This is a genomic window from Endoryza foliicola (assembly GCF_050589245.1).
Classification (GTDB): domain Bacteria; phylum Bacteroidota; class Bacteroidia; order Chitinophagales; family Chitinophagaceae; genus Endoryza; species Endoryza foliicola.
Genome location: NZ_JBOBEW010000002.1, coordinates 550,626 through 572,380 on the forward strand (window position 1 = coordinate 550,626; position 21,755 = coordinate 572,380).

General features: G+C 39.6%; 15 protein-coding genes. 6 read left to right on the forward strand and 9 right to left on the reverse strand.

Features of this window, described 5'->3' with window-relative positions; all coding sequences use genetic code 11:
• Positions 1–39 precede the first annotated feature (39 nt).
• The 6 genes from ACQ2HE_RS06590 to ppk1 form a co-directional block, all read right to left on the reverse strand.
• Positions 40–1,749 (reverse strand): S8 family peptidase, encoded by a 1,710-nt coding sequence (locus ACQ2HE_RS06590; RefSeq protein ID WP_430897202.1) that lies wholly within the window; start codon positions 1,747–1,749, stop codon positions 40–42.
• 158 nt (positions 1,750–1,907) lie between these two features.
• Entirely contained in the window at positions 1,908–3,407 is a 1,500-nt protein-coding gene (locus ACQ2HE_RS06595) for an OmpA family protein (protein ID WP_430897200.1), read from the reverse strand.
• Positions 3,408–3,555: 148 nt separating this feature from the next.
• Entirely contained in the window at positions 3,556–5,079 is a 1,524-nt protein-coding gene (gene amaB / locus ACQ2HE_RS06600; RefSeq protein ID WP_430897198.1) for an L-piperidine-6-carboxylate dehydrogenase, read from the reverse strand.
• Between the two features lie 49 nt (positions 5,080–5,128).
• Complete coding sequence (gene panB, locus ACQ2HE_RS06605) at positions 5,129–5,944, reverse strand: 3-methyl-2-oxobutanoate hydroxymethyltransferase (RefSeq protein WP_430897196.1); 816 nt, start codon at positions 5,942–5,944, stop codon at positions 5,129–5,131.
• A 29-nt stretch (positions 5,945–5,973) separates the two neighbouring features.
• Positions 5,974–6,879 (reverse strand): Ppx/GppA phosphatase family protein, encoded by a 906-nt coding sequence (locus ACQ2HE_RS06610; protein WP_430897194.1) that lies wholly within the window; start codon positions 6,877–6,879, stop codon positions 5,974–5,976.
• 4 nt (positions 6,880–6,883) lie between these two features.
• A complete protein-coding gene (gene ppk1 / locus ACQ2HE_RS06615; RefSeq protein ID WP_430897192.1) occupies positions 6,884–8,998 on the reverse strand; it encodes a polyphosphate kinase 1 in 2,115 nt (704 codons plus the stop codon).
• A 210-nt stretch (positions 8,999–9,208) separates the two neighbouring features.
• Here ppk1 and rpmB point away from each other — a divergent pair, with 210 nt between their 5' ends.
• From rpmB to ftsY, 4 genes are all read left to right on the forward strand, one after another.
• Positions 9,209–9,445 carry a 50S ribosomal protein L28 gene (rpmB, locus tag ACQ2HE_RS06620; protein WP_430897190.1) on the forward strand — a complete coding sequence of 79 codons (237 nt, stop codon included), beginning with the start codon at positions 9,209–9,211 and terminating at the stop codon, positions 9,443–9,445.
• Between the two features lie 25 nt (positions 9,446–9,470).
• Positions 9,471–9,653, forward strand: coding sequence for a 50S ribosomal protein L33 (rpmG, locus tag ACQ2HE_RS06625; RefSeq protein WP_038107717.1), 183 nt, complete (start codon positions 9,471–9,473; stop codon positions 9,651–9,653).
• Between the two features lie 94 nt (positions 9,654–9,747).
• Positions 9,748–9,921 carry a DUF4295 family protein gene (locus tag ACQ2HE_RS06630; protein WP_430897188.1) on the forward strand — a complete coding sequence of 58 codons (174 nt, stop codon included), beginning with the start codon at positions 9,748–9,750 and terminating at the stop codon, positions 9,919–9,921.
• A 78-nt stretch (positions 9,922–9,999) separates the two neighbouring features.
• A complete protein-coding gene (gene ftsY / locus ACQ2HE_RS06635) occupies positions 10,000–10,959 on the forward strand; it encodes a signal recognition particle-docking protein FtsY (protein ID WP_430897186.1) in 960 nt (319 codons plus the stop codon).
• A 66-nt stretch (positions 10,960–11,025) separates the two neighbouring features.
• Here ftsY and ACQ2HE_RS06640 read toward each other — a convergent pair whose 3' ends face one another.
• The gene (locus tag ACQ2HE_RS06640; protein WP_430897184.1) at positions 11,026–11,505 is read right to left on the reverse strand and encodes a hypothetical protein; all 480 of its coding nucleotides are present in this window, start codon (positions 11,503–11,505) and stop codon (positions 11,026–11,028) included.
• 193 nt (positions 11,506–11,698) lie between these two features.
• Here ACQ2HE_RS06640 and rimO point away from each other — a divergent pair, with 193 nt between their 5' ends.
• Positions 11,699–13,009 (forward strand): 30S ribosomal protein S12 methylthiotransferase RimO, encoded by a 1,311-nt coding sequence (rimO, locus tag ACQ2HE_RS06645; protein WP_430897182.1) that lies wholly within the window; start codon positions 11,699–11,701, stop codon positions 13,007–13,009.
• A 1-nt stretch (position 13,010) separates the two neighbouring features.
• Here the strand turns inward: rimO and ACQ2HE_RS06650 are convergent, their stop codons facing one another.
• Complete coding sequence (locus tag ACQ2HE_RS06650; RefSeq protein ID WP_430897180.1) at positions 13,011–15,422, reverse strand: TonB-dependent receptor plug domain-containing protein; 2,412 nt, start codon at positions 15,420–15,422, stop codon at positions 13,011–13,013.
• Positions 15,423–15,628: 206 nt separating this feature from the next.
• Between ACQ2HE_RS06650 and ACQ2HE_RS06655 the strand changes: the two genes are divergently transcribed.
• The gene (locus tag ACQ2HE_RS06655) at positions 15,629–20,776 is read left to right on the forward strand and encodes a PAS domain S-box protein (RefSeq protein ID WP_430897178.1); all 5,148 of its coding nucleotides are present in this window, start codon (positions 15,629–15,631) and stop codon (positions 20,774–20,776) included.
• On the opposite strand, the gene ACQ2HE_RS06660 is transcribed toward ACQ2HE_RS06655, so the two are convergent.
• Positions 20,777–21,640 carry an AraC family transcriptional regulator gene (locus tag ACQ2HE_RS06660; RefSeq protein WP_430897176.1) on the reverse strand — a complete coding sequence of 288 codons (864 nt, stop codon included), beginning with the start codon at positions 21,638–21,640 and terminating at the stop codon, positions 20,777–20,779.
• Positions 21,641–21,755 lie beyond the last annotated feature (115 nt).

A 21,755-nucleotide genomic window follows, 5' to 3' on the forward strand; every position in this document is an offset into this window, starting at 1 on the left:
AGGCAAACCATGTTTGCCTTTTTTAGGATACTTTATTTTCTAGTTCTTTTTGTTTTTAAGTGTCGGCTTTGAGCTATTCTCATTTTTTGATTGCGGGCTCATATTTGCTGCAATTTTTGCCGATTCATACGCATTGAGCAAACCGCCCGTTTTTGAAATTTCAGACAGATCTATCATTTGATCTGTTCCCGGCTTTCTTACTTTTTGACCGGGAGATACAGCACCTTTTTCGATACATTCCTTCAATTGTTCGGGGGTTAAATAGGGGAAGTAGGATAGTAGTAAGGCTGCCGTTCCTGCTACCACGGGAGAAGCCATGCTTGTACCATCTAAACTTCTATAAACATTTCCTCCTGGGAATGTAGCATAAATTCGAGCTCCGGGTGCAAATACATCCACTTGTTCTTTGCCATAGTTCGAAAACGAAGCTGTAAACCCATCTTGATCGGGGTCACCATTTGCACTTGCTCCTACAGTGATCCAATTGGTTGCTTGTTTACCTGAACCTAAGTACAATGGATTTGGAAAATTGTCGGTTGAGTCTACATTTTTATGATCATTTCCTGCTGCATGAACTAGCAACACTCCTTTGCTTTGCGCATAATTAACCGCCTCATCAATCCATTTTTTGTGCGGAGAAAAGCTCTTTCCAAAACTCATATTGATAACTTTTGCTCCATTATCAACTGCATAGCGTATCGCTAATGCAATGTCTTTATCATGTTCATCTCCATCAGGTACGGCTCGTAGCATCATTATTTTTACATTGTCGGCAATACCATCAACACCTTTTCCATTTCCTCTGCTTGCGGCAATAATACCTGATACGTGTGTTCCATGTTCACTTGCACTGAGGCTTACCATAACATTGTTATTACCGTATCCTTTATCATTGATGTCATCTTCATTGTCGCCCACTACATTAGCTCGATAGGGGATGGGAGCTTTTTCTTTTGCCTCTGCTTTACTTTCTTCTCCGCGCAAATATTGTTCAAATCCTTCGATGAACTCTTTGTTAGAGAGCTCCATCATATTATTCCCTTTGAACAAACTCAATAAGGATGTTTTTGCAACGCGCTCAGCCTGTGTTTTGGGTTCAAATGCATCTAATTCGTTTCCAGTATAGATATCTTTTCCCATTGCTTTTTTCAAAATGCTATCTTGCTTTTTGGAAGCGCCTACTACTTTTTTTAGGAAATACAAGTCAACACCTTCGTCTTCTGAACTTCCCATTACGGCTTCTTTTGCCTTCTTCCACATCGTATATTCATACTTATCATCTTCAGAAAGTGAATTGATGTCAATGGTTTTACCTTCGTATTTAGATTTCAAGGCGTGGTAAACACGTGCTCCTTCATAAGAATCCTGTTCAACATTTTTTCCATTCTTGTTTCCTAAGAAGTTCCAACCATTGATGTCATCTACATAACCGTTTTGGTCATCGTCAATGCCATTGCCCGGAATTTCTTTAGTATTAACCCATAGTACATCTTTTAAATCTTCATGAAGTGTATCGATCCCTGAATCAATGACTGCAACAATTACTTGTTTGCTTTTTAGTTTTTTCGATTTAAAGAAATCGTACGCTTTATTTAAACTAATTCCATATTGACCATCCTTTTCTTTGTCCATTAAATGCCATCCCTTGGGCACTTCGTTGCTTTTTTTACTTGAAGTTCCTTGTGCGAATGATTTGATGGACAGAAGGGTAAGAATAAATGCTCCCAAAATCTTTGTAATTCTACTCATATTCTATTTTTTACTATGATGCGCTTAGTACCTATTTCGTTGTACCGCTACTCTTTTTGTGTTAATGTTAACAGAATTCAGTAAAGATAAAAAATGAAAGCCACTTACTAATAGAATTCGTAAGCGGCTTTCTCTTTTTAGGTCTTATTTATGTAATGTTATTCTAATGTAATTTCCACGCGTCTATTCTTTGATCTTCCTTCAGGCGTTGCATTAGAAGCGATTGGCTTTTCAAGCCCCCATCCAATTGCTTTGATTCTGGATGCATCAATACCTTTCATCAAAAAGTATTGTTTTACTGCTTCTGCACGCTTCAAACTAAGCTCCTTATTAAATGCCGGTGAACCAATATTGTCAGTATGTCCGTTGATGGTAACTTGAACATAGGCATTCTCTTTGAGCAACTTCGCAATATCATCAAGTGATTTGTAAGACGTTATTGCCAATACATCACTCTTGTTTCGGAAGTAGATATTCTGTGCAGCATAATTGACCTTTTCCACTACTTCTTTTTTGATCTCCGGACATCCACTGTTTGCTGCGATACCAGCCACTGTAGGACACTTGTCTTTATCGTCTGTAATTCCATCGCCGTCTGTATCTTTTTGAGGGCAACCTTTTAGAGCTGCAATACCGGCAACTTCAGGGCAGGCATCTTCTTCATCGTTAATTCCGTCCTGGTCTTTATCCGGAATTGGACATCCATTGTATTTTTTTAAGCCCGGTACAGAAGGACATTTGTCTTCTTCATCATTTACGCCATCTTTATCCGAATCGGGTGGCGGGCAGCCATTATAAGCGGCTTTCCCTGGTTTTGTTGGGCATTTATCTGTAGCATCCGGAATACCGTCATTATCCCTGTCAGGACATCCATTGGCAGCAATTGTGCCAGGAACTGAAGGGCAACCATCTTTATCATCCCGTACTCCATCCTTATCAGAATCTTTTGGAGGTTTCGGCGTAGTTCTGTTTAACCAAATGCCTAAAGAACCCCCAACTACTTGATGTTTGAAGCTACCATCGTAAGCAGCACGATAGAAATCAGAAACCCCTCTGCTAGCAAAAGCAGAAAGATATACTCCACCAAAATCAAACCCTGCACGTCCTCCAAGACCAAAATCAAAGGTGGTTACTTTGTTTTCTTCTTTACCAACTTCAAGATTATTTGTGTTTTTGGTGAATTTATTATTGGAAAAAGCACGCTTTTCTGTTACGTATGTGCCATTGTAAAAGAAGCTCAAATAAGGACCTACACTTGCGAAAAACTTTACTTTTTTGCCCAGGGGAAGCTTTACGCCCAAATTCAAAGGAATTTCAATATAGTTTGTATTAAGAGTGGTATTAAACGTAAGGGTATCGGTTGATTGAGCGGTAGCGGCGTCGTTCGTTTGGGCATATTTTCTCCCTTTTTGAGTATACAGAGCGCCGGGCATGAAGAAAAATCTGTTTTTCTTATCGAGCGGAACTTCTGCTAGAAAACCTAATTGGATACCTGTTTTCGATTTGTAGTTAGGTTTCGTAGTGGTTTCCCAGTTCGGAATACTATTGGTTTCAACTACGGAAGCCGAAGCCGGACCGCCAATAAGCGAAAGGCGTAATTGAGCTTTGGTACTTGAAAAAGCCAGTAAACCTACGAGAAAAACATACAGTTGCTTCATAATCAATCAAACTTTATGAACTTCTATAACGAAAAATTGATTCTGATAGTATGTAATGATGATTAATTTGAGTACTAAAAGTTCTGTGTAAAATATTGATTTACAGTAAAATAAAAAGAGCGCTGATTGAAGCGCTCTTTGAATTCATTTAAAGATCGAACTTGATACCCTGTGCCAACGGCAATTGCGTTGAATAGTTAATGGTATTGGTTTGCCTACGCATGTAGTTTTTCCAGGCATCACTTCCGCTTTCGCGCCCGCCCCCCGTTTCCTTTTCACCTCCAAAAGCCCCTCCAATTTCTGCACCTGATGTACCAATGTTCACATTCGCAATGCCACAATCACTTCCGGCGGCGGAAAGAAATTGTTCGGCTTCTCTCAAATTCAAGGTCATTATTGAAGAAGACAAACCTTGCGGAACTCCATTTTGAAGTGAAATGGCTTCCTCAATGTTTGCATATTTTAGAAGGTATAGTATCGGGGCAAATGTTTCATGTTGTACGATAGGGTAGTGGTTTTCTGCTTCTGCAACACATGGCTTCACATAACAACCACTTTCATATCCCGTACCCTCCAAAACACCACCCTCAATGATGAAGTTTCCTCCTTGCGCTTTACAGGCTTCAATTGACTGTAAGTATTGTTTTACGGCATCTTTATCGATTAAAGGACCAACATGGTTCGCTGAATCTAAGGGGTTGCCGATTTTTAATTGCTTGTATGCATTGACCAACTTTTCTTTTACAGTGTCATAGATGCTTTCATGAATAATAAGGCGGCGAGTGGTAGTGCAACGTTGTCCTGCAGTGCCTACAGCACCAAAAAGAGCACCCGTAATGGCAATATTGAGATCCGCGTCTTTAGAAATTATAATAGCGTTGTTACCTCCTAATTCGAGAAGGGCACGACCCAATCGAGCACCTACTGCAGCGCCTACTGCTTTTCCCATTCTAGTAGAACCGGTGGCAGACACCAACGGAACGGCCGGATCGTTACTCATCCATTCACCAACATTTCTTCCCCCATTAATGATACTAGAAACTCCTTCCGGTACTTGATTTTTTTCAAAAACCTCATTGACTATATTTTGACAAGCAATGGAGCAGAGGGGTGTTTTTTCGGATGGTTTCCAAATGCAAACATTGCCACAAATCCAAGCTAACATAGTGTTCCAGCTCCAAACTGCAACCGGAAAATTAAAAGCTGAAATGATTCCCACCAGCCCAAGTGGATGCCATTGCTCATACATGCGATGACCAGGACGTTCACTGTGCATAGTTAACCCATGAAGTTGACGCGACAATCCAACTGCAAAATCACAGATATCGATCATTTCTTGTACTTCACCATATCCTTCTTGCAAACTTTTTCCCATTTCATAACTCACCAATTTTCCGAGGTCGTCTTTTTTAGCACGAAGTGCCTCGCCAATTTGGCGCACCACTTCACCACGTTTCGGCGCTGGCCATTTGCGCCATTCAATAAAGGCTGCTTGTGCTGTGTTCACAACTTTACGATACGATGTAGCATCGGCAGTTGTAACAGCGCCAATCAATTTTCCGTCTACGGGAGAAAAACTTTCTATTTTTTCAGATGATCCGGGGATCCAATTTTTACCGGTAGACACACCTTCATTAATTGGTTTAATACCGAGATTGACTAAGAAATCCATGTTCAAATAAATTTTAATTCATAATAACAGCAATCTGTATCCGCGAGAACTAGTATTGTTCCGATTGATTTGGAAAGTCAACCGATTTAACGTCGCTAATGTATTGTTTTACGGCGTTCGATACAAGCTCTTCTAAGTTTAAATATTGACGTAAAAATCGAGGTTTGAAGGTATTATTGATCCCCAACAAGTCGTGCATCACCAACACTTGTCCATTGCATTCTGAGCCCGCACCAATTCCAATTGTGGGGATGTGTAAACTTTTAGAAACTGCTGCGGCTAATTCCGCAGGAATTTTTTCTAAAACAATCCCAAAACATCCGGCCTCTTGCAGCAGCAGTGCATCCGTTTTAAGTTTAGTTGCCTCTGCTTCCTCTTTTGCTCGAACATTATAGGTTCCGAATTGATAAATTGACTGTGGCGTCAATCCCAAGTGACCCATTACAGGAATTCCGGCTGCAACGATCTTTTTCACAGACTCCACTACTTCAGAGCCTCCTTCTAATTTAATGGCATGGGCACCTGTCTCTTTCATGATTCTGATTGCAGATGCCAGCGCTTCTTTAGGATTTGACTGATATGTTCCGAAGGGGAGATCTACCACCACTAAACTCCTCGTAACTGCTCTAATAACCGAGGCTGCATGGTAAATCATTTGATCCAATGTTATTGGAAGGGTTGTTTCGTGACCTGCCATCACATTTGAAGCAGAATCTCCAACTAAAATCACATCAATTCCAACCGCATCGAACAATCGTGCAAAGGAGTAGTCGTAAGCAGTGATCATTGCTATTTTCTCACCTTGCTCCTTCATTTTGTGAAGGGTGTGTGTGGTAATTTTCTTGATTTCTTTATGAGTAGACATGGATAAGCGGTTTATAGATTCCTGCAAAGTTAGGAACTAACCACTTGATTCTTCAATTCTTCGTATAAATGCTGTACCAGTCCATCGGCCAATCCGATTTTCGGAACAAAGATCTCGTCTATAGCTGCCCAACGCATCACATTTACATAAATTTGAAGCGCGGGTACAATTACATCTGCGCGATCTTCCCGAAGGTGGTAAATTCTAACTCTATCTGCTACCGAAAAGGCATTGAATTCTTTATAGTAGTCTTTTAAAAGGTCGAGTTGTAGGGGCTTTCCTTCCTTCTTTTTCGAAATGGAGAATATTTTGTTGATATTACCACCCGAACCGATGGCAATAATATCGTCGAATCCTTTCGTGGCTTTTTTGATGTATTCTTTTAATTCGTCCCAATGATCTTCTTCAACTTGCTTTTTTAATAGTCGAATGGTGCCAATATTGAAAGAACGTTTGAACACTAGTTTTCCCTCGGCAAAGAAAGTTAGCTCTGTACTTCCACCTCCAACATCAATATACAGGTAAGCATGGCCGGTTTCTAAGTTTTCTGCAATATGGTTTTCATAAATTAAGGTGGCTTCCGTATCTCCCGAAATCACTTCAATTTGAATACCGGTTTTTTCTTTCACCATTTCAATGATTTCTTTCGAATTGGCTGCGTCGCGCATGGCAGAAGTAGCAGCTGCTTTCAAATGGCTTAAGGGTACACCGTAGGCGTCTAATAAATTTCGATAGGCGTACATGGTACTCATGATCATATTCACTTTCGCATCAGAAATTCGACCATATTCAAATACATCAAATCCCAATCGAAGTGGTACCCGTACCAAATTGATTTTTTGAAACTGTGTCTGGAAATTGTCGGTTGGAATTACCTCCGAAATCAACAAACGAGCTGCATTACTTCCAATATCTATTGCTGCCAATCGCATCATAAGCCTAAGTTGTTTGAAGCGTTAGGTCGGGAGGAACGGGATCGACTACTATATGCTGTTTGTGAGCTTTTTGAAACAAGTACTCGAAAATGGCAACTTGAGATCGAATCTTTTTTACACCCTTTTCCCTTACGTACGCATTTTTCAATTCGTTGTCCAAAATTCTGGCTTTTACATTATCACTCAATTGAATATCAAGAATATTTTTCAACACTCTTTTAATATTGTCGTCGAGCACCGGGAAAGTAGCTTCAACTCTGTGGTCGAGGTTTCGTTGCATCCAATCGGCAGACGATAAGTACACCAGTTCTTTACCCTCATTGTGAAAAATAAATACTCTCGCATGTTCGAGGTATTCGTCGATGATGCTGATGGCCTTTACAGGGAATTTAAATTTCTTGTTTTCTGTATACATGCAAAAGATGCCTCTTATCACAAGTCGCAGTTTCACCCCACTGGCGGCGGCTTCTGTTAACAATGAAATCATTACCTCATCAGACAAGGAATTCATTTTAAGCGTAATAGCGGCTTCCTTGCCTTGCTTTGCATTTCTGATTTCCTTTTTAATTAGTCTGATCAATTCTTTTCTGAGGCCGGTAGGACAGGGGAGAATGGTTTTACACGCTTTTAAGAGCTGAGTTCCATCTTTCCAATTCTGCAGGTAGTTGAACATCCGATTCACATCGGCCATGATATGACGGTCGGAAGTAAGTAAACAATGATCGCCGTATACAAGGGAAGTTTTCTCATTCAAATTTCCGGTACTAACGAAACCGTAATGAATGGTGTGTGTAGCCAATCTTTTTTTGATCAAACACATTTTGGCATGCACTTTAGTATTGGGTATTCCAATTAATACTTTCACGCCTTCTTCTTCCAAAACCTTCTTCCAGTAAAGGTTTGCTTCTTCTTCGAATCGAGCTCTTAATTCGAGCATAACGGTCACTTCTTTTCCATTACGAACGGCATTAATTAGTGCATTCACTACTTTGGAGTTCGATGCAAGGCGGTATGCAGTAATTTTTATGGATTTCACTTCCGGGTCAATGGCCGCTTCGCGCAAAAGGTCAATAACGGGGTTGAAGGAATGATAAGGAAAGTTCAACATCACATCTTTCTCCAGAATTACATCAGTAACCCGAGGTGAATCTTTTAGAAGTGGGTGTGCAAAGGGTTTCTTTCGCAATCCTTTCTTCTTGAATACATCCGGGAAATCCATGAAATGGCGAAAATTGTGAATTCTTCCGCCTGGAATGATGTTGTCTTTCTTGGTAAGGCTTAATTTCTTAATGAGGAAATCGAGTAGAGAGGGATCCATGTCTTTGTCGTAAACCAAACGCACGGCTTTACCTTTTCTCCGGTCTTTGATTCCCTTTTCCAGTTTTTCCACCAGATCGGTTGAAAGGTCGTTATCGATATCAATTTCGGCGTCTTTGGTTACTTTAAAGATCCATGACTCGTATTTATCGTATCCAAAGAAGGAGAAAATGCTTTTTAGATTGTAACGAATCACATCTTCGAGCAGGATGATCCGGGTTTCGTCTGTTCCTGAAGGCAGTTGTTTGAACCTGCCGTTAGCGCGAGCCGGCACCTCAATAATAGCGAATTTTCGTTTGAGCGCCCCATCGCGGCGTGAGAGAACCACCCCTAGGTATAGTGATTTTTCGCGGATATACGGGAACTGGGGAATGCTTTCAACCATCAAAGGGATGGTATTGCTGCGCACTTCCTCTTCGAAGTAGTTTTGTACAAACTTTTGCTGGTCTTTGTTGAGTTGCTTTTCGGTAACCAAATAGATCTTTTCTGCTGCCAGCTCCTTTCGCACTTGTTCCCATATACTTGCGAATTTGGTTTGCTGCTGAAGCACGATATCTTGTATTTCGTTCAGAATTCTCCCCGGCGATTCTACTAAATGCATGTTTTTCAATTTGTTACCAAATTGATCCATGCGCTTTAGCGTTGCCACGCGAACTCTGAAAAATTCGTCTAAGTTATTGGAAAAGATTCCCAGGAACTTAATTCTTTCGCGAAGTGGAACGGTAGGGTCGGCAGCTTCTTGCAACACGCGCTCGTTAAAGGAGAGCCAACTAATATCACGAGCAATGGTTTTTCGTTTCATCCGGAGCAGGGTTTATCTTCAAAATTGGGCCAAGCATAATTCATTACAAATTAATAAATTATTAAGTTTGTAGGCCCAATAGAAACGCTAAAATTGAGAGAGTTCTGAAGGTAATCCACATTTGTTAAGAAAAATGGCAAAAAAAATGTGGATTTCTTTTGTGGATACGGTAGTTTTCCCGACCTTTGCCGTCCTAAATTTTTTTGAATCATGGCAAGAGTATGTCAGGTGACTGGTAAAGTTCCCGTAACAGGAAACAAGGTTTCTCACTCAAATATTAAAACCAAGCGTCGTTTTCTGCCCAATTTGCAGGTGAAGCGCTTTTACCTCGCCGAAGAAGGAAGATGGGTTACCTTGAAAGTTTCTACCGAAGCTATTCGCACCATCAACAAAAACGGATTGTACAGTGTAGTGAAGGAATTGAGAGCGAAAGGAGAAAAAATCTAACAAACAACAGTAAAAAGCTATAAAAATGGCAAAGAAAGGTAACAGAGTTCAGGTGATTTTGGAATGTACTGAGCACAAAAACAGTGGTCAGCCAGGCACTAGCCGCTACATCAGCACCAAGAACAAAAAGAACACTCCTGAACGTCTGGAGTTGAAAAAGTACAACCCTATCTTAAAGAAGGTGACTGTACACAAGGAAATCAAATAATTTGTTTGAACCCTTAGTGGATGTGCGGTATTTGAAGATTTCGGCACATCATACCGAAGATTCAAATTTGTAAACATTTTCAAACCGAAGCATCATGGCAAAAGCAGCAAAAACGGCGATCAAAACAAAAGACCAAAAGGCCGCAGCAGAAGCAAAAAACTGGTCAAAAGTGATTAAGGCTGTTCGCAGTCCTAAAAGCGGCGCTTATACTTTCAAAGAAGCGATCGTTCACAAAGACAAGATCAAAGAATATTTGGCTCAAAAATAATTTGGGTTAGTACTTGATATTAAGAAAAGCTGTTCCGTTAAGAACAGCTTTTTGTATTTTAGCTTTTCAATTGAGCATATGAGTTTTTTTGGAAAATTGTTTGGTAAGAAAGAAAAAGAAAGTTTAGACCAAGGACTGCAAAAGACCAAGGAAAACTTTCTATCGAAAATTACCAAAGCGATCGCTGGTAAGAGTTCAGTAGACGATGAGGTTCTCGATAACTTAGAGGAGGCCTTGCTTAGTGCAGATGTTGGCGTTGATACTACCGTTGCCATAATCAAAAAAATTGAAGAACGCGTTGCCAAAGATAAATACCTCACTACTTCTGAATTAAACAAGCTTCTTCAAGAAGAGATTGAATCTTTATTGGTTGATCCTCCCGCAGCTAATAATTATAGTTTCACCAGCCCACTTCCAGCAAAGCCATATGTAATTTTGGTTGTAGGTGTAAATGGTGCAGGGAAAACAACCACCATTGGTAAACTCGCACATAATTTTAAAAAGGCCGGGAAAGACGTGCTTTTAGGCGCCGCCGATACTTTTCGCGCAGCAGCCGTTGATCAGCTGACTGTTTGGAGTGAAAGAGCCGGTGTGCCAATTGTGAAGCAGGGTATGGGGGCCGATCCGGCATCAGTTGCCTTCGATACAGTGCAAAGTGGTGTGGCTCGTAACAGTGATGTGGTAATTATTGATACAGCCGGACGCTTGCATAATAAAGCGCACCTGATGGATGAATTGAATAAGATAAAAAGAGTGGTGCAGAAGCACATTCCCGATGCTCCACATGAAGTTCTGTTAGTATTAGATGGCAGTACCGGTCAAAATGCTTTGGAGCAAGCCAAACATTTTACAGCTACCACCGATGTAACTGCAATAGCCATCACTAAATTAGATGGAACTGCAAAAGGTGGTGTTGTTCTGGCGATTGCCAATCAGTTTAAAATTCCGGTGAAGTTTATAGGAGTGGGAGAAAAGATGGAAGACTTATTGGTATTCGATAAACACGAATTCGTAGATAGTTTGTTTTCTCTGAAATGAGAAAATCGCTAAAATAAAAAGTGCGGTACTAGTAAGTGCCGCACTTTTTTTATGTTCTTTTTTCGCTTATTTAATGGTGTATCGGATGCCAACGCCGCCCCAACCACTTTCAAAATAGGAATACCCTACTAAATTGAAAGACGGTTGCCAATCGATGCTGATGTTCAAAGGGGCTCCTGAAATTTTATAGTCCAGTCCAAGAACTCCATCAATACCTATAGCTACGCCGCGATCACGATCCGGATAACGATTCTTCCAATCATCGTTCCAGAAACCTACGTGTGCGCCTGGACCAGCGTACCATTTCAACCCTTTCGCTCCCTGAATATCCCCATGAAATTCATATAAGCCTGTGAAACGAAAACCATAGTTCCAGAAATATCCAAGTCCTTCCAAGGCACGGTTACTTTGAGTGAAATGCTTCACTGAAATTGCACCTGGATAGAATTTTACACCAATTGCTGTTTGATAACTACTTCCGTTTGCTTGTGCAAAGGCACCTACTGAAATAAAAAGTACCATTACACTGATCATAACTCTTTTCATATTCGATTAGTTTAGTAAAAGGCCTATTTGAAAAAACTGTGCCAAACTTACGGATACTGTAAATCCAGGTAGTCAAAAAGTGGTCGATTAACAATTGTATGACATTCAATATATTATATTATGCGTACCAGCTTGATTTTGCAGCACTTATTACCTTACTCAAAGGCGTTTATACACTATCTTTGCAAGTAATATGAAGGCAAAAACGCTCAAGAAAGACAAAGTAAACATCATTACATTAGGCTGCAGTAAAAACATGGTTGACAGCGAAGTGTTAAGTGGCCAATTGTTAGCAAATGATATTGATGTAGTGCATGAAAGTGGAAAGAAAGACCACAACATCGTGATCGTTAATACTTGTGGGTTCATTGAAAAAGCAAAAGAAGAATCGATAAATACAATTCTTGATCAAGTTGCTTTAAAGCAAAAAGGTAAATTAGATAAAGTATATGTTACCGGTTGTTTGAGTCATCGTTACAGAGATGATCTCGAAAAAGAGATTCCTGAAGTGGATGCTTGGTTTGGTACGATGGAGCTCCCTTTAATACTCAAGCGCTTTGAAGCTGACTATAAATCGGAATTGCTCGGCGAGCGTTTATTAGCCACTCCTCAGCACTATGCCTATTTAAAGATTGCAGAAGGATGCAATAGAACTTGTGCATTCTGTGCGATCCCTTTGATGCGCGGAGCGCACACTAGCAAATCGATTGAGGAAATCGTGAAAGAAGCAGAAGGCCTAGTAAAACGTGGTGTAAAAGAGATCATGTTAATTGCACAAGAATTGACCTACTACGGCCTCGATTTGTATAAAAAAAGAATGCTGGGCGATTTGCTCAAACATTTAAGCGATGTGAAAGGATTAGAGTGGATCCGTTTGCATTATGCCTACCCATCAAAATTCCCTTTGGATATTTTGGATGTGATGCGTGAGCGCCCCAATATTTGTAATTATCTCGACATGCCGCTTCAGCACGCCGCCAATAACATGCTTAAAGCAATGAAGCGTCAGATTACCAGAGAAGAGATGGAAGATCTGATTGGAGCCATTAGAGAAAAGGTTCCCGGAATTTGTCTTCGAACCACCTTAATTGCAGGATTTCCCGGAGAAACCTTAGACGATATCGAAGAATTAAAATTCTTCCTTCAAAAGCAACGGTTTGATAGAGTGGGAATTTTTACTTATTCGCATGAAGAAGGAACTTCTGCATATGACTTGGTAGATGATGTTCCAGCCGAAGAAAAAGAAAGAAGAGCGCAGGAAGTAATGGAAGTACAACAAGAGATTTCATTGGAAAAAAACCAAGAAAAAGTTGGACATACTTTTAAAGTAATTATTGATAAGAAAGAGGCCGGCCGTTACCTCGGCAGAACAGAGTTTGACAGCGTTGAAGTTGACAATGAGGTAGTGGTCAATTCAGACACTCCTTTGGTTATTGGTGATTTCGTAAATGTCAAAATCACCAAAGCTTACAATTATGATATTGAAGGCGAAGTGGTTTCTTAACTTAATTTAATGGGATGGTAATTACTTCTCTTACAATTGTGCCGTTACCGGTAACTCCTGAAACAATCAGGAGTTTTTTGTTTATGTAATCAGAGTTGTAATAATTGATCTTTATCTCCCCGGCACTATCAGGTGCGTAGTCGGCTTTCCAAAACAGGGTGTTCCGAATGTCGGGAAGGGAGTTTTTTACCTTCTCTTTTGAATAGTCTACCGTTTCAAATGCTATTGGTATTTGTAGTCCATGGAAAACAATTGAGTTCGATTTGTCTGCATTCTTTTCATCTTCTAAACCCGTTCTAGGGCGAACGTTGGTATTTATCAAAATTACACCATTAGCGCCTACAGTGCCGTACTGTGCGCCTTGGGCGCCCGAGAGTACTTCAATAAAGTCAATATTTCGCGCCGAGAAAGTATTCAGGTAGTTAATAACTGGACTATTATTGATATTGAAACCTATAGCTCCGGCAAATCCACCAACATTTACAATTACACCGTTGACTACAACAAGGGGTTCTGAATTGGCCGTAACGGCTCCATTCATAGATCGCATACCTCCTTGAATCGTCAGAAATCCATTCATAATCATTACTCCGGGTGCACCCAAAATTGCATTGGCGGTATTTCCGTCTCCCAATTGATCTAATAATTCAGGGCCGGCTATCCAAGAATTCTTGCTTACTCGTTTCTTTTGAATGATCTCATTCAGTTGTCTATAATTTGCCTGCACTGCTACGGCCGGTAATTCTTTGAACTTTGATTTTTCTTCTAGATACTTCTCAATAATTGGAGATTGAGAAGTTCGGAACAGAAAAGCATTTTTTTCAAGGAATAGTGTGTCTTTCCATAATTCAATCAGCCCTTCACAAGGAGGCAGTGCCGAACTCTTCAATTGAATTGTATAATCTCCTGCGTTGCCCTTATCGGTGCTTACTTTGGCATATATAGGGGTAAGACCGGAAATCAGTGGGAGTGAAGTTTTAAAGGCGCCATCTTGATCGGTGGTGTCGAGAATGAATAACTGATTCAATTGGGAAGTAAAGATGGTTAGAGCAGTATTCTTTTGCAGTTCCTTCTTTTTGTTGATTACTGTCCCTGAGAGATAAAATGAAAGCTCCGGATAATTTTCAAGTGTGATATTAACAAGAGTTTGTTCTTGCTGGGCGTAAAAGTCTTCTAAGAATTTTGCTGTAGTAGCATCAGTGGTAGCAGAACCTGTTTCAGACCATAATTCTTCGATCTTTTCGGTACCCTGGGGCAAATCAACTATACTAATATCGAAACTCCCCGATGCAGGCTTGTTTCGTTCAGTTACTTGTAATGTAAGCTGGTTGGGGTTTCTAGGATTTTTTGTGGTATTTGCGTCTTTGATACTTAATTGCACCGTTTTTTTTGTCACCTTAAAACGACGTTCACTCAAAAGATTCAATTGTTCGTCGAAAATTTGAAACGATGCATTTCCGGGTGAAAATGAAGAAGCGGGTACTGTAACTTGATACATGCTGCTGCCTTCGGCAGCATAAACAACCCTTCCATTGTTGACTGCGAGGAAAAAGGTTTTAATTTTCTTCTTATACAATGAATCGCCTAATGCAACTCTAGCAATGTATTCTTGCTCATTTTTCGAAATGATGCTAACCTGAGCACTAAAGGGACTGATATCGGGTAGTGATTGCTCAACTAATCCATTGTCCCATTTTGTGTAAAGCTTATATTTTCTTGTTTTTTGAGGAGTGAATTGAAGCGTGGCATTGCCCTCTTTATTCGTGCTGGAGTAAATTTTAGCCGTATCTACATTGTTGGTAAGCACAATTGGAGCAGAAATTCCTTTGCCATTTGCATGTGTATAAACCATCAAAGTATTTGGGACTCCGGAAATAATATGTTGGCCTTCGATTACATAGTCGAGCGAGAAAACTTCCACGGGGTTTTGATTCGGATTTTTCTCTGTCGAAACGGTTGGAGGAGGTATTTTATGATTGTAAATGTAGAGTAAACAAGCACCCGGCTTCTCTTGAAGTTGCTGTATGGTGGGACCAGAAACTACCAACTGATACCAGCCGCTAGGTATTGTATCAGGAATCTGTAAAGAACCCGGAGTAACGGCTCCTGCGTTGGCAAGTGCTATTGAGCTCACATCAACACCTCTTACATCAACTAGTTGAGCACTCAGGGTTTTTTCACGAGGCATGGATTGATGGAGTTCAGGGAGCATCTGACGAAAACTAAACCAAATGGTTTCTCCTGTTCTATAGAATCGGTGACTTGTATGAAGCAAATTCATTCTTGCAGGCGAAGTCTGTTGTTTTGCATACAAACGGGAGGCTATTTGATTAAAAGGAGAGATATCTTGGCCCATCACAATAGAAAAACAGTAGGTGGCGAGGAGCGCTCCAAACAGCAATCGTTTTTTCATCCTTAAAAATACAAAAAATCGGTTCAAAATTTGAGTCGAAGCCTGCAGCTGGGTTTTTTTTGACTCTAAGTGTTTTTTCTGAGTTATTAAAGAAAATATTTATGAATTCGGCCCTAACTTCATGTAGGTTGATGAAATACTGATAAAGCTGCATTGTTTTTTTAGTAAATTCATTGAACAAGGGAATCGATTAGGTAAAAACTCTTATGAAAAGCATTCTGATTTCGGCCGATAGTAAACTTGCCCATTCTGAAAACAAGGACGATGAAAAGATCATTGCTGATTATTTCTCAAACTTGGATTCGGAGCAATGGAATCTTGTCAAAAATGAAATCAGATTATCTAGCGAGCAATTAGAGATTCGCGAATTTACACTTCATATTAAGAATGGGTATCCTTATGCAGAGCCCTTTTCTTTTCAAATTATCCCACAACCGTCTCAGCAAGTTTTAATAGTTGGTACTCCATCCAAGGAAGTTGATGGGGAAGAATCATGCACATTGGAAATCATTGTTTCCGAGTTGGGGAGTATTCAGCAGCAAATTCACAAAGTTCAATCAAAACGAAGCAGTATTGTAGGATTTGCCACATTGGCGAAGCTCAACATATTAGAAACGGTAAAGATGATGCCGGGATTAGATGCAGCGTTGAAGGAACAGATGTACCAAGGTATAAGTGATGTATTGGCATCGAAACGCCCGTATTATGAAATTGTTTATCAAATTCAGAAAGGTGAGAGAAAACTGGGATATCGTCTTTTAATGCTATTAGATCAAACTCAGGATACAAAAGGATTTCGAATTATTGAAAATGAAGTTTCAAACTACATTGCATTCAATTCGGAATCGTCCCAGTCTAATGATTTATACAAAACGCTTGTTGAACGCGCCTCAGATGGAATTTTGATCGTCAGTTTTGAAGGGAAATACATTCAAGGGAATACAGCTTTTCATGAGCAAACCGGCTTTACAAGAGAAGATGTTCAATCAATGAATTTGATGCGAGTGATCGAAATTCAAGAAGGGGAACCACCTTTGCGACTTGATGAGTTGAGGCAAAACAAAAGCATGATTCAGGAAAGACTTTTGAGGTGTAAAGACGGACAACTTCGCCCCTTTGAATTAAATAGCAAAGTATTGCCGGATCAAAACATTCTTGTAATTGCAAGAGATATAAGTGAACGGAAGAAAACAGAGGCAACACTGAAGGAAAACCAGGAATTGTTCAAGCGCCTTTTTGAGCAAGGTGCAGATCCGGTTTTGGTTTTAGGTTACGATGGTTTTATTGATTGCAATCAGTCGGCTCTTGACTTACTCGGTTATTCGAAAAAATCAGACATACTTGGCAAATCACCCGAAGAAATTTCACCTGAGTTTCAATACAATCGAATCCCGTCCAAGGATTTAGTGCCTATCAAATTACAAGAATGCATCGAGAAAGGTAATCTTCGATTTGAGTGGATTCATAAGAAAGCAAATGATGAATCGGTGCCTGTTGAAATTGTATTGACTAGCGTTGAATTTAATAAGCAACCTTGTTTTTATGTGATTTGGAGAGATATCTCAGACCGTAAAAGAGCTGAAAAAGAACTCCGATTAAAGGAAATTTCCATTGAAGCAGCCCTTGGAGGTATCGGTATCACCGATTTGCAAGGGAATATCCTCTATGTAAACCGGGCGATTGCTGATATGTGGGGATGTGAGAATAAAGAAGATCTCATTGGTAAAAAGTTGACCGAAATATTCGAAGGCAATCGAGTTTATCAAACGATTGCTGCCTTACAAGAGAAGGGTTTTGAAAACGGTGAAGACATCGGTAAAAGAATGGATGGATCACTGTTTCCTGTTGAATTCAAGGCAAATGTAATTACAGATGAATGGGGGCAACCTACTTGTTTGTTCGGGTCTTTCATCGATATTACTGAACGCAAAGAAGCAGAAAACAAGATTAAGAACAGTGAAGTATTATTCAGAGAATTGACTGAAAATTCTCCATCTGGGATTATTCTGTTAGATAGGAATAGCAGATATAAGTTTATAAGTTCTTCTTGTCAACGAATAACCGGGTTCGAAATCGACGATGTAATTAATCAGGATCCTAGGTCATTCCCTCATCCAGATGATGTTCCAATGATTGCAGAAAAAATGCAGCACATTAGAAGTAATCCTGGTGCAAGTACAACTATTCAATATCGATCCCGCTTTAAAGATGGATCATATCGTTATCTGGAAGCAACGTATACCAATTTACTGGATCTGCCCGGAGTTGAAGCGATCACTGTTAATTTCAGAGATATACATGATTTATATTTGGCACAGCACAAAATTGAAGAGAGTGAGGCTTTGCACCGGTCAATATTTGAGTACAATCTTGACGCCGTATTATTAACTGATGCTGAAAGTAAGATACTTGCTGCCAACAAAGCAGCTTGTGCTATGTTTGGATATTCGCATGAAGATTTATTGAGTTTATCAACTAGTAATTTGGTAACAGAATTGGAATGTACAAAAGCGGAAGTGCTGATTAGACAAAGAGAAGAGCAAGGTTCTGTAAGTGGTGAGCTTTCTTTTTTAAATTCAAGCGGTGCTGAGTTTTTGTGTGAAGTAAACTCCTCTGTATTTAAAGATGCCATGGGCAATAAAAGGGCAACTCTTATTATTAAAGATATTTCTGAAAGGAGAAAAGCAGAATTAAAGCAGGCAGATCACTTCGATCGAATTCAAACCCTATCGGATTTGAGTAAGATGGTGGGTCATGCAAAAAGTTTGGAAGAAATTTATAAGTTGGCATTGCAATCCTTGAAAAAAATTGTGAATGCCGATCATGCATCAATTTTGCTTTTAGATGAAGATGATGTCATGCAGTTTGTTGCAACCGAAGGATTGTCGACAAATTACCAGAAAATTTGTAAAGGCCATTCTCCTTGGAAAGTAAGTGACCAAAATATTCATCCTATATATGTGCGTGATGTAGCTGAGGAGCCTTCCTTGGATTCATTAAGAAAGACGATTGAAGTAGAAGGTATACGATCATTGGCTTTTATTCCATTGATGTATCAAAACAAGCTATTAGGCAAGTTCATGGTATATTATGATAGAATACATGATTTTACTGATGAAGACGGCTTCTTAATGCAAACTGTAGCAATGGATGTAGCTTGGGCAATCTCCGAAACCAGAGAAGCTCAAAAACTTCAAAGAGAAACCGAATTCTCAAATTCCATCATCAATAGTTTACCGGGTATTTTCTTTTTAGTTGATAATGATTTGAAATTGATTAAATGGAATACTCGCTTAAGGGAGGTTTTGGGGTATGATGAAGAAGAATTGAAAAGTAAGTATTTCATAGATTTTGTATTACCGTCCGAATATGAATATGCTGAACAGCATGTAACAGATATTTTCAATCATGGCTATACAGAAACCGAATTGAATTTGGTGTCCAAGAACGAAGAGATACTTCCATACTTAGTCACGGCTGTAAAAGTTGAGTATCAGGGGAAAAACAGCATTTTAGGAACCGCTATTGATATAACACAAAGAAGAAAGGCAGCAGAAGAACTGAAAAAAAGCGAGGAGCGATATGCCCTTGCAATTCAGGCAACGAAAGACGGAATCTGGGATTGGGATCTAGAAACACAGGTTCAATACTTTTCTCCACGGTGGAAAGAGATTATTGGTTACGCTAATGACAATTCACCTTTGATCGCTTCTTTTGATTTTTGGCTGAGCAGAATTCACCGCGACCATAGAGCGATGGTGGAAATTGCGTTTAAACGTCATTTAGAAGAAGGAACAGAATTTGATGTTGAGTATTTGCACCTGCATAGGTCAGGAGATTATAAATGGCAAAAGGCTGTTGGCCAAGCTATTTACAATGCCCAAGGCAAACCGATCCGAATGGTTGGATCGATACGCGATATCACTGAAAGTAAAAACTCGGAACGCTTGATTGTAAGTGAGAAGCTGCTCTCCGATACCGTTATCAATAATTTACCGGGAATATATTATCTCTGTGATGAACACGGTCATTTCATTCGTTGGAATAAAAATTTTGAAATCATTACCGGGTATTCAGAAAGTGAAATCAAGCGAATGCATCCAGTTGATTTTTATGAACCGGATAAGAAGGCGATTCTACTTCAGCGAATGAGCGAGGTAATTGATGGAAAAGTTCAAGGAATTGAACTCAACTTGGTGACGAAATCGGGGCAACTAATCTCATTTTATAATAATTCGGTATCTATTCTATATGAGGGTAAAAGATGTATCAGTGAAATTGGAATTGATACCAGTGAAAGAAGAAAAGCAGATTTGGAATTGAAAGCCTTTTCGGAACGCTTTCAATTGTTTTCAATGGCTTCTTCAGATGCAATTTATGATTGGAATTTGCAAACGAATGATCTTTGGTGGAGTATGGCCCATTTCAAACTGTTTGGTTTTGACCCGAAACTACCGGTGCCCACTAGGGAAGAGTTTCTAACCAAAATTCACCCCGACGATGTAACAGTGTTGAATCAAAACTTGATTGATTTTGCAGAAAACGGATTGAAAGAGTGGCAGAAGGAAATTCGATTCTATCGCAAAGATGGATCAATTGGAACAGCACTTACTAGAAGTTTTGCTATCCGAAAACAAGATGGTGAGCTGGTACGTTTAATTGGCTCCTTTGTGGACATTTCGGAGCGCAAACGTCTCGAAAATAATTTACGAGAACAACAACGAAATGAACAATTAAAAATTACTGCAACCGCACTGGAGGCACAGGAAAAAGAGCGCAATTTGATTGGACTTGAATTGCATGATAATGTTAACCAAATTTTGGTGGGCACCAAGCTTTTGATGTCTTTGGCCTACGACGATCCCACTATGCGTCTCAATTTGATACAGAGTTGCATGAACAATCTTCAAGATGCCATTAATGAAAATAGAAAGATCGCTCACGTTTTGGTTAGCCCTGATATGCGCAAAGAAAACTTGATCGAAGAATTGAAACATTTAGGGCACGATATGTTAGAAACGGCGGGAGTTCGTGTTAGTATTTTAGCTGATGATTTTGATGACAAAAAGATCGATGCTGCAAAAAAGCTTGCGATATACAGAATTGCTCAAGAGCAATGTTCTAATATTTTAAAATATGCGAAAGCGTCTGAAGTAACCATTTATATTGAATACTCTGAATCTCAACTCAAAATGTCGATCTCCGACAATGGTCAAGGTATGAACGAAAGCAATAAAAGTACGGGCATAGGACTTCGCAATATCGCTGCAAGGGTTAGTGTATTCAATGGTTCTCTTTCCATTCATTCTAAGCCTGGACAAGGCTTTCAAATTGTGGTAACTATTCCACTCTAATTATTCGGATAATAATTGATATTTTTTTGGAGTAATTCCTGTGATTTGTTTAAATGTTCTTATAAAAGAACTGGAATGTGAGAAGCCTGTGGCATAGGCTATTTCCTGAACCGATTCGGCATCTTCTTTTTGAAGCATTTTACATGCCTCACTAATTCGAATTTCATTTAAAAAATTTATGTAGGTTTTTCTGGTTCTCTTTTTAAAATACCTACAAAAAGCAGGCACACTCATATGCGCCAAATGGGCCACTTGGGCAAGTTGAATATCCTCCGAAAAATGTTCAAGTGTATAGTTGTAAATTTCATTTAACTTTTGTCCTTCCGCTTCAGACACAACTTCTGAGTCTCTATTGCCCGAAATGGCTGTTCCCGAATGTATATGCGTGAAGAGATCTAATAACTGAAGAAAAAGTTGTATTTGATGCACTCCTTCCGACTTATAAATTGCTTCGATAACTTGAGTTAGCAATCCGGCTGCATTTGCCGGAACATAATAGCCAAATCGATATGCGTCGATCCATTTGGAAACTTTTTTCAATTCAGGGAGGTCTAGCAGTCCTCTAATGCTTTGGTGCCCTCCAAAAAAAATGGTTTTTGCATGTACCGCTTTTTGTTTGATTCTTTTTGGAATTCGATCACTCTTAAAGATATGTGGAACATTAGCTCCAACAAGTACAACAGCACCGGGATGGAAGGGAATAACCGAACTACCGGCTATCAAACTACCGGATCCTTTTAGTATCCAAGTAATTTGCGCTTCAGCATGTTGGTGCAAATGCGGATAGAACTGTATTAACTGCTCTTCTTGTAAAATAATACTCTTGTCTTTAGGAACTGGTATCGTAAAGGGAATTACCTTCATTTAGCCAATATTATGTATAAAATTACATAAAATGCCATATTTAGGTTAATATTTGTTTATTTTTTCATCAATCCTGTTAATACAAACTTCAGAAGTAATGGTAGTTTTGAATTCT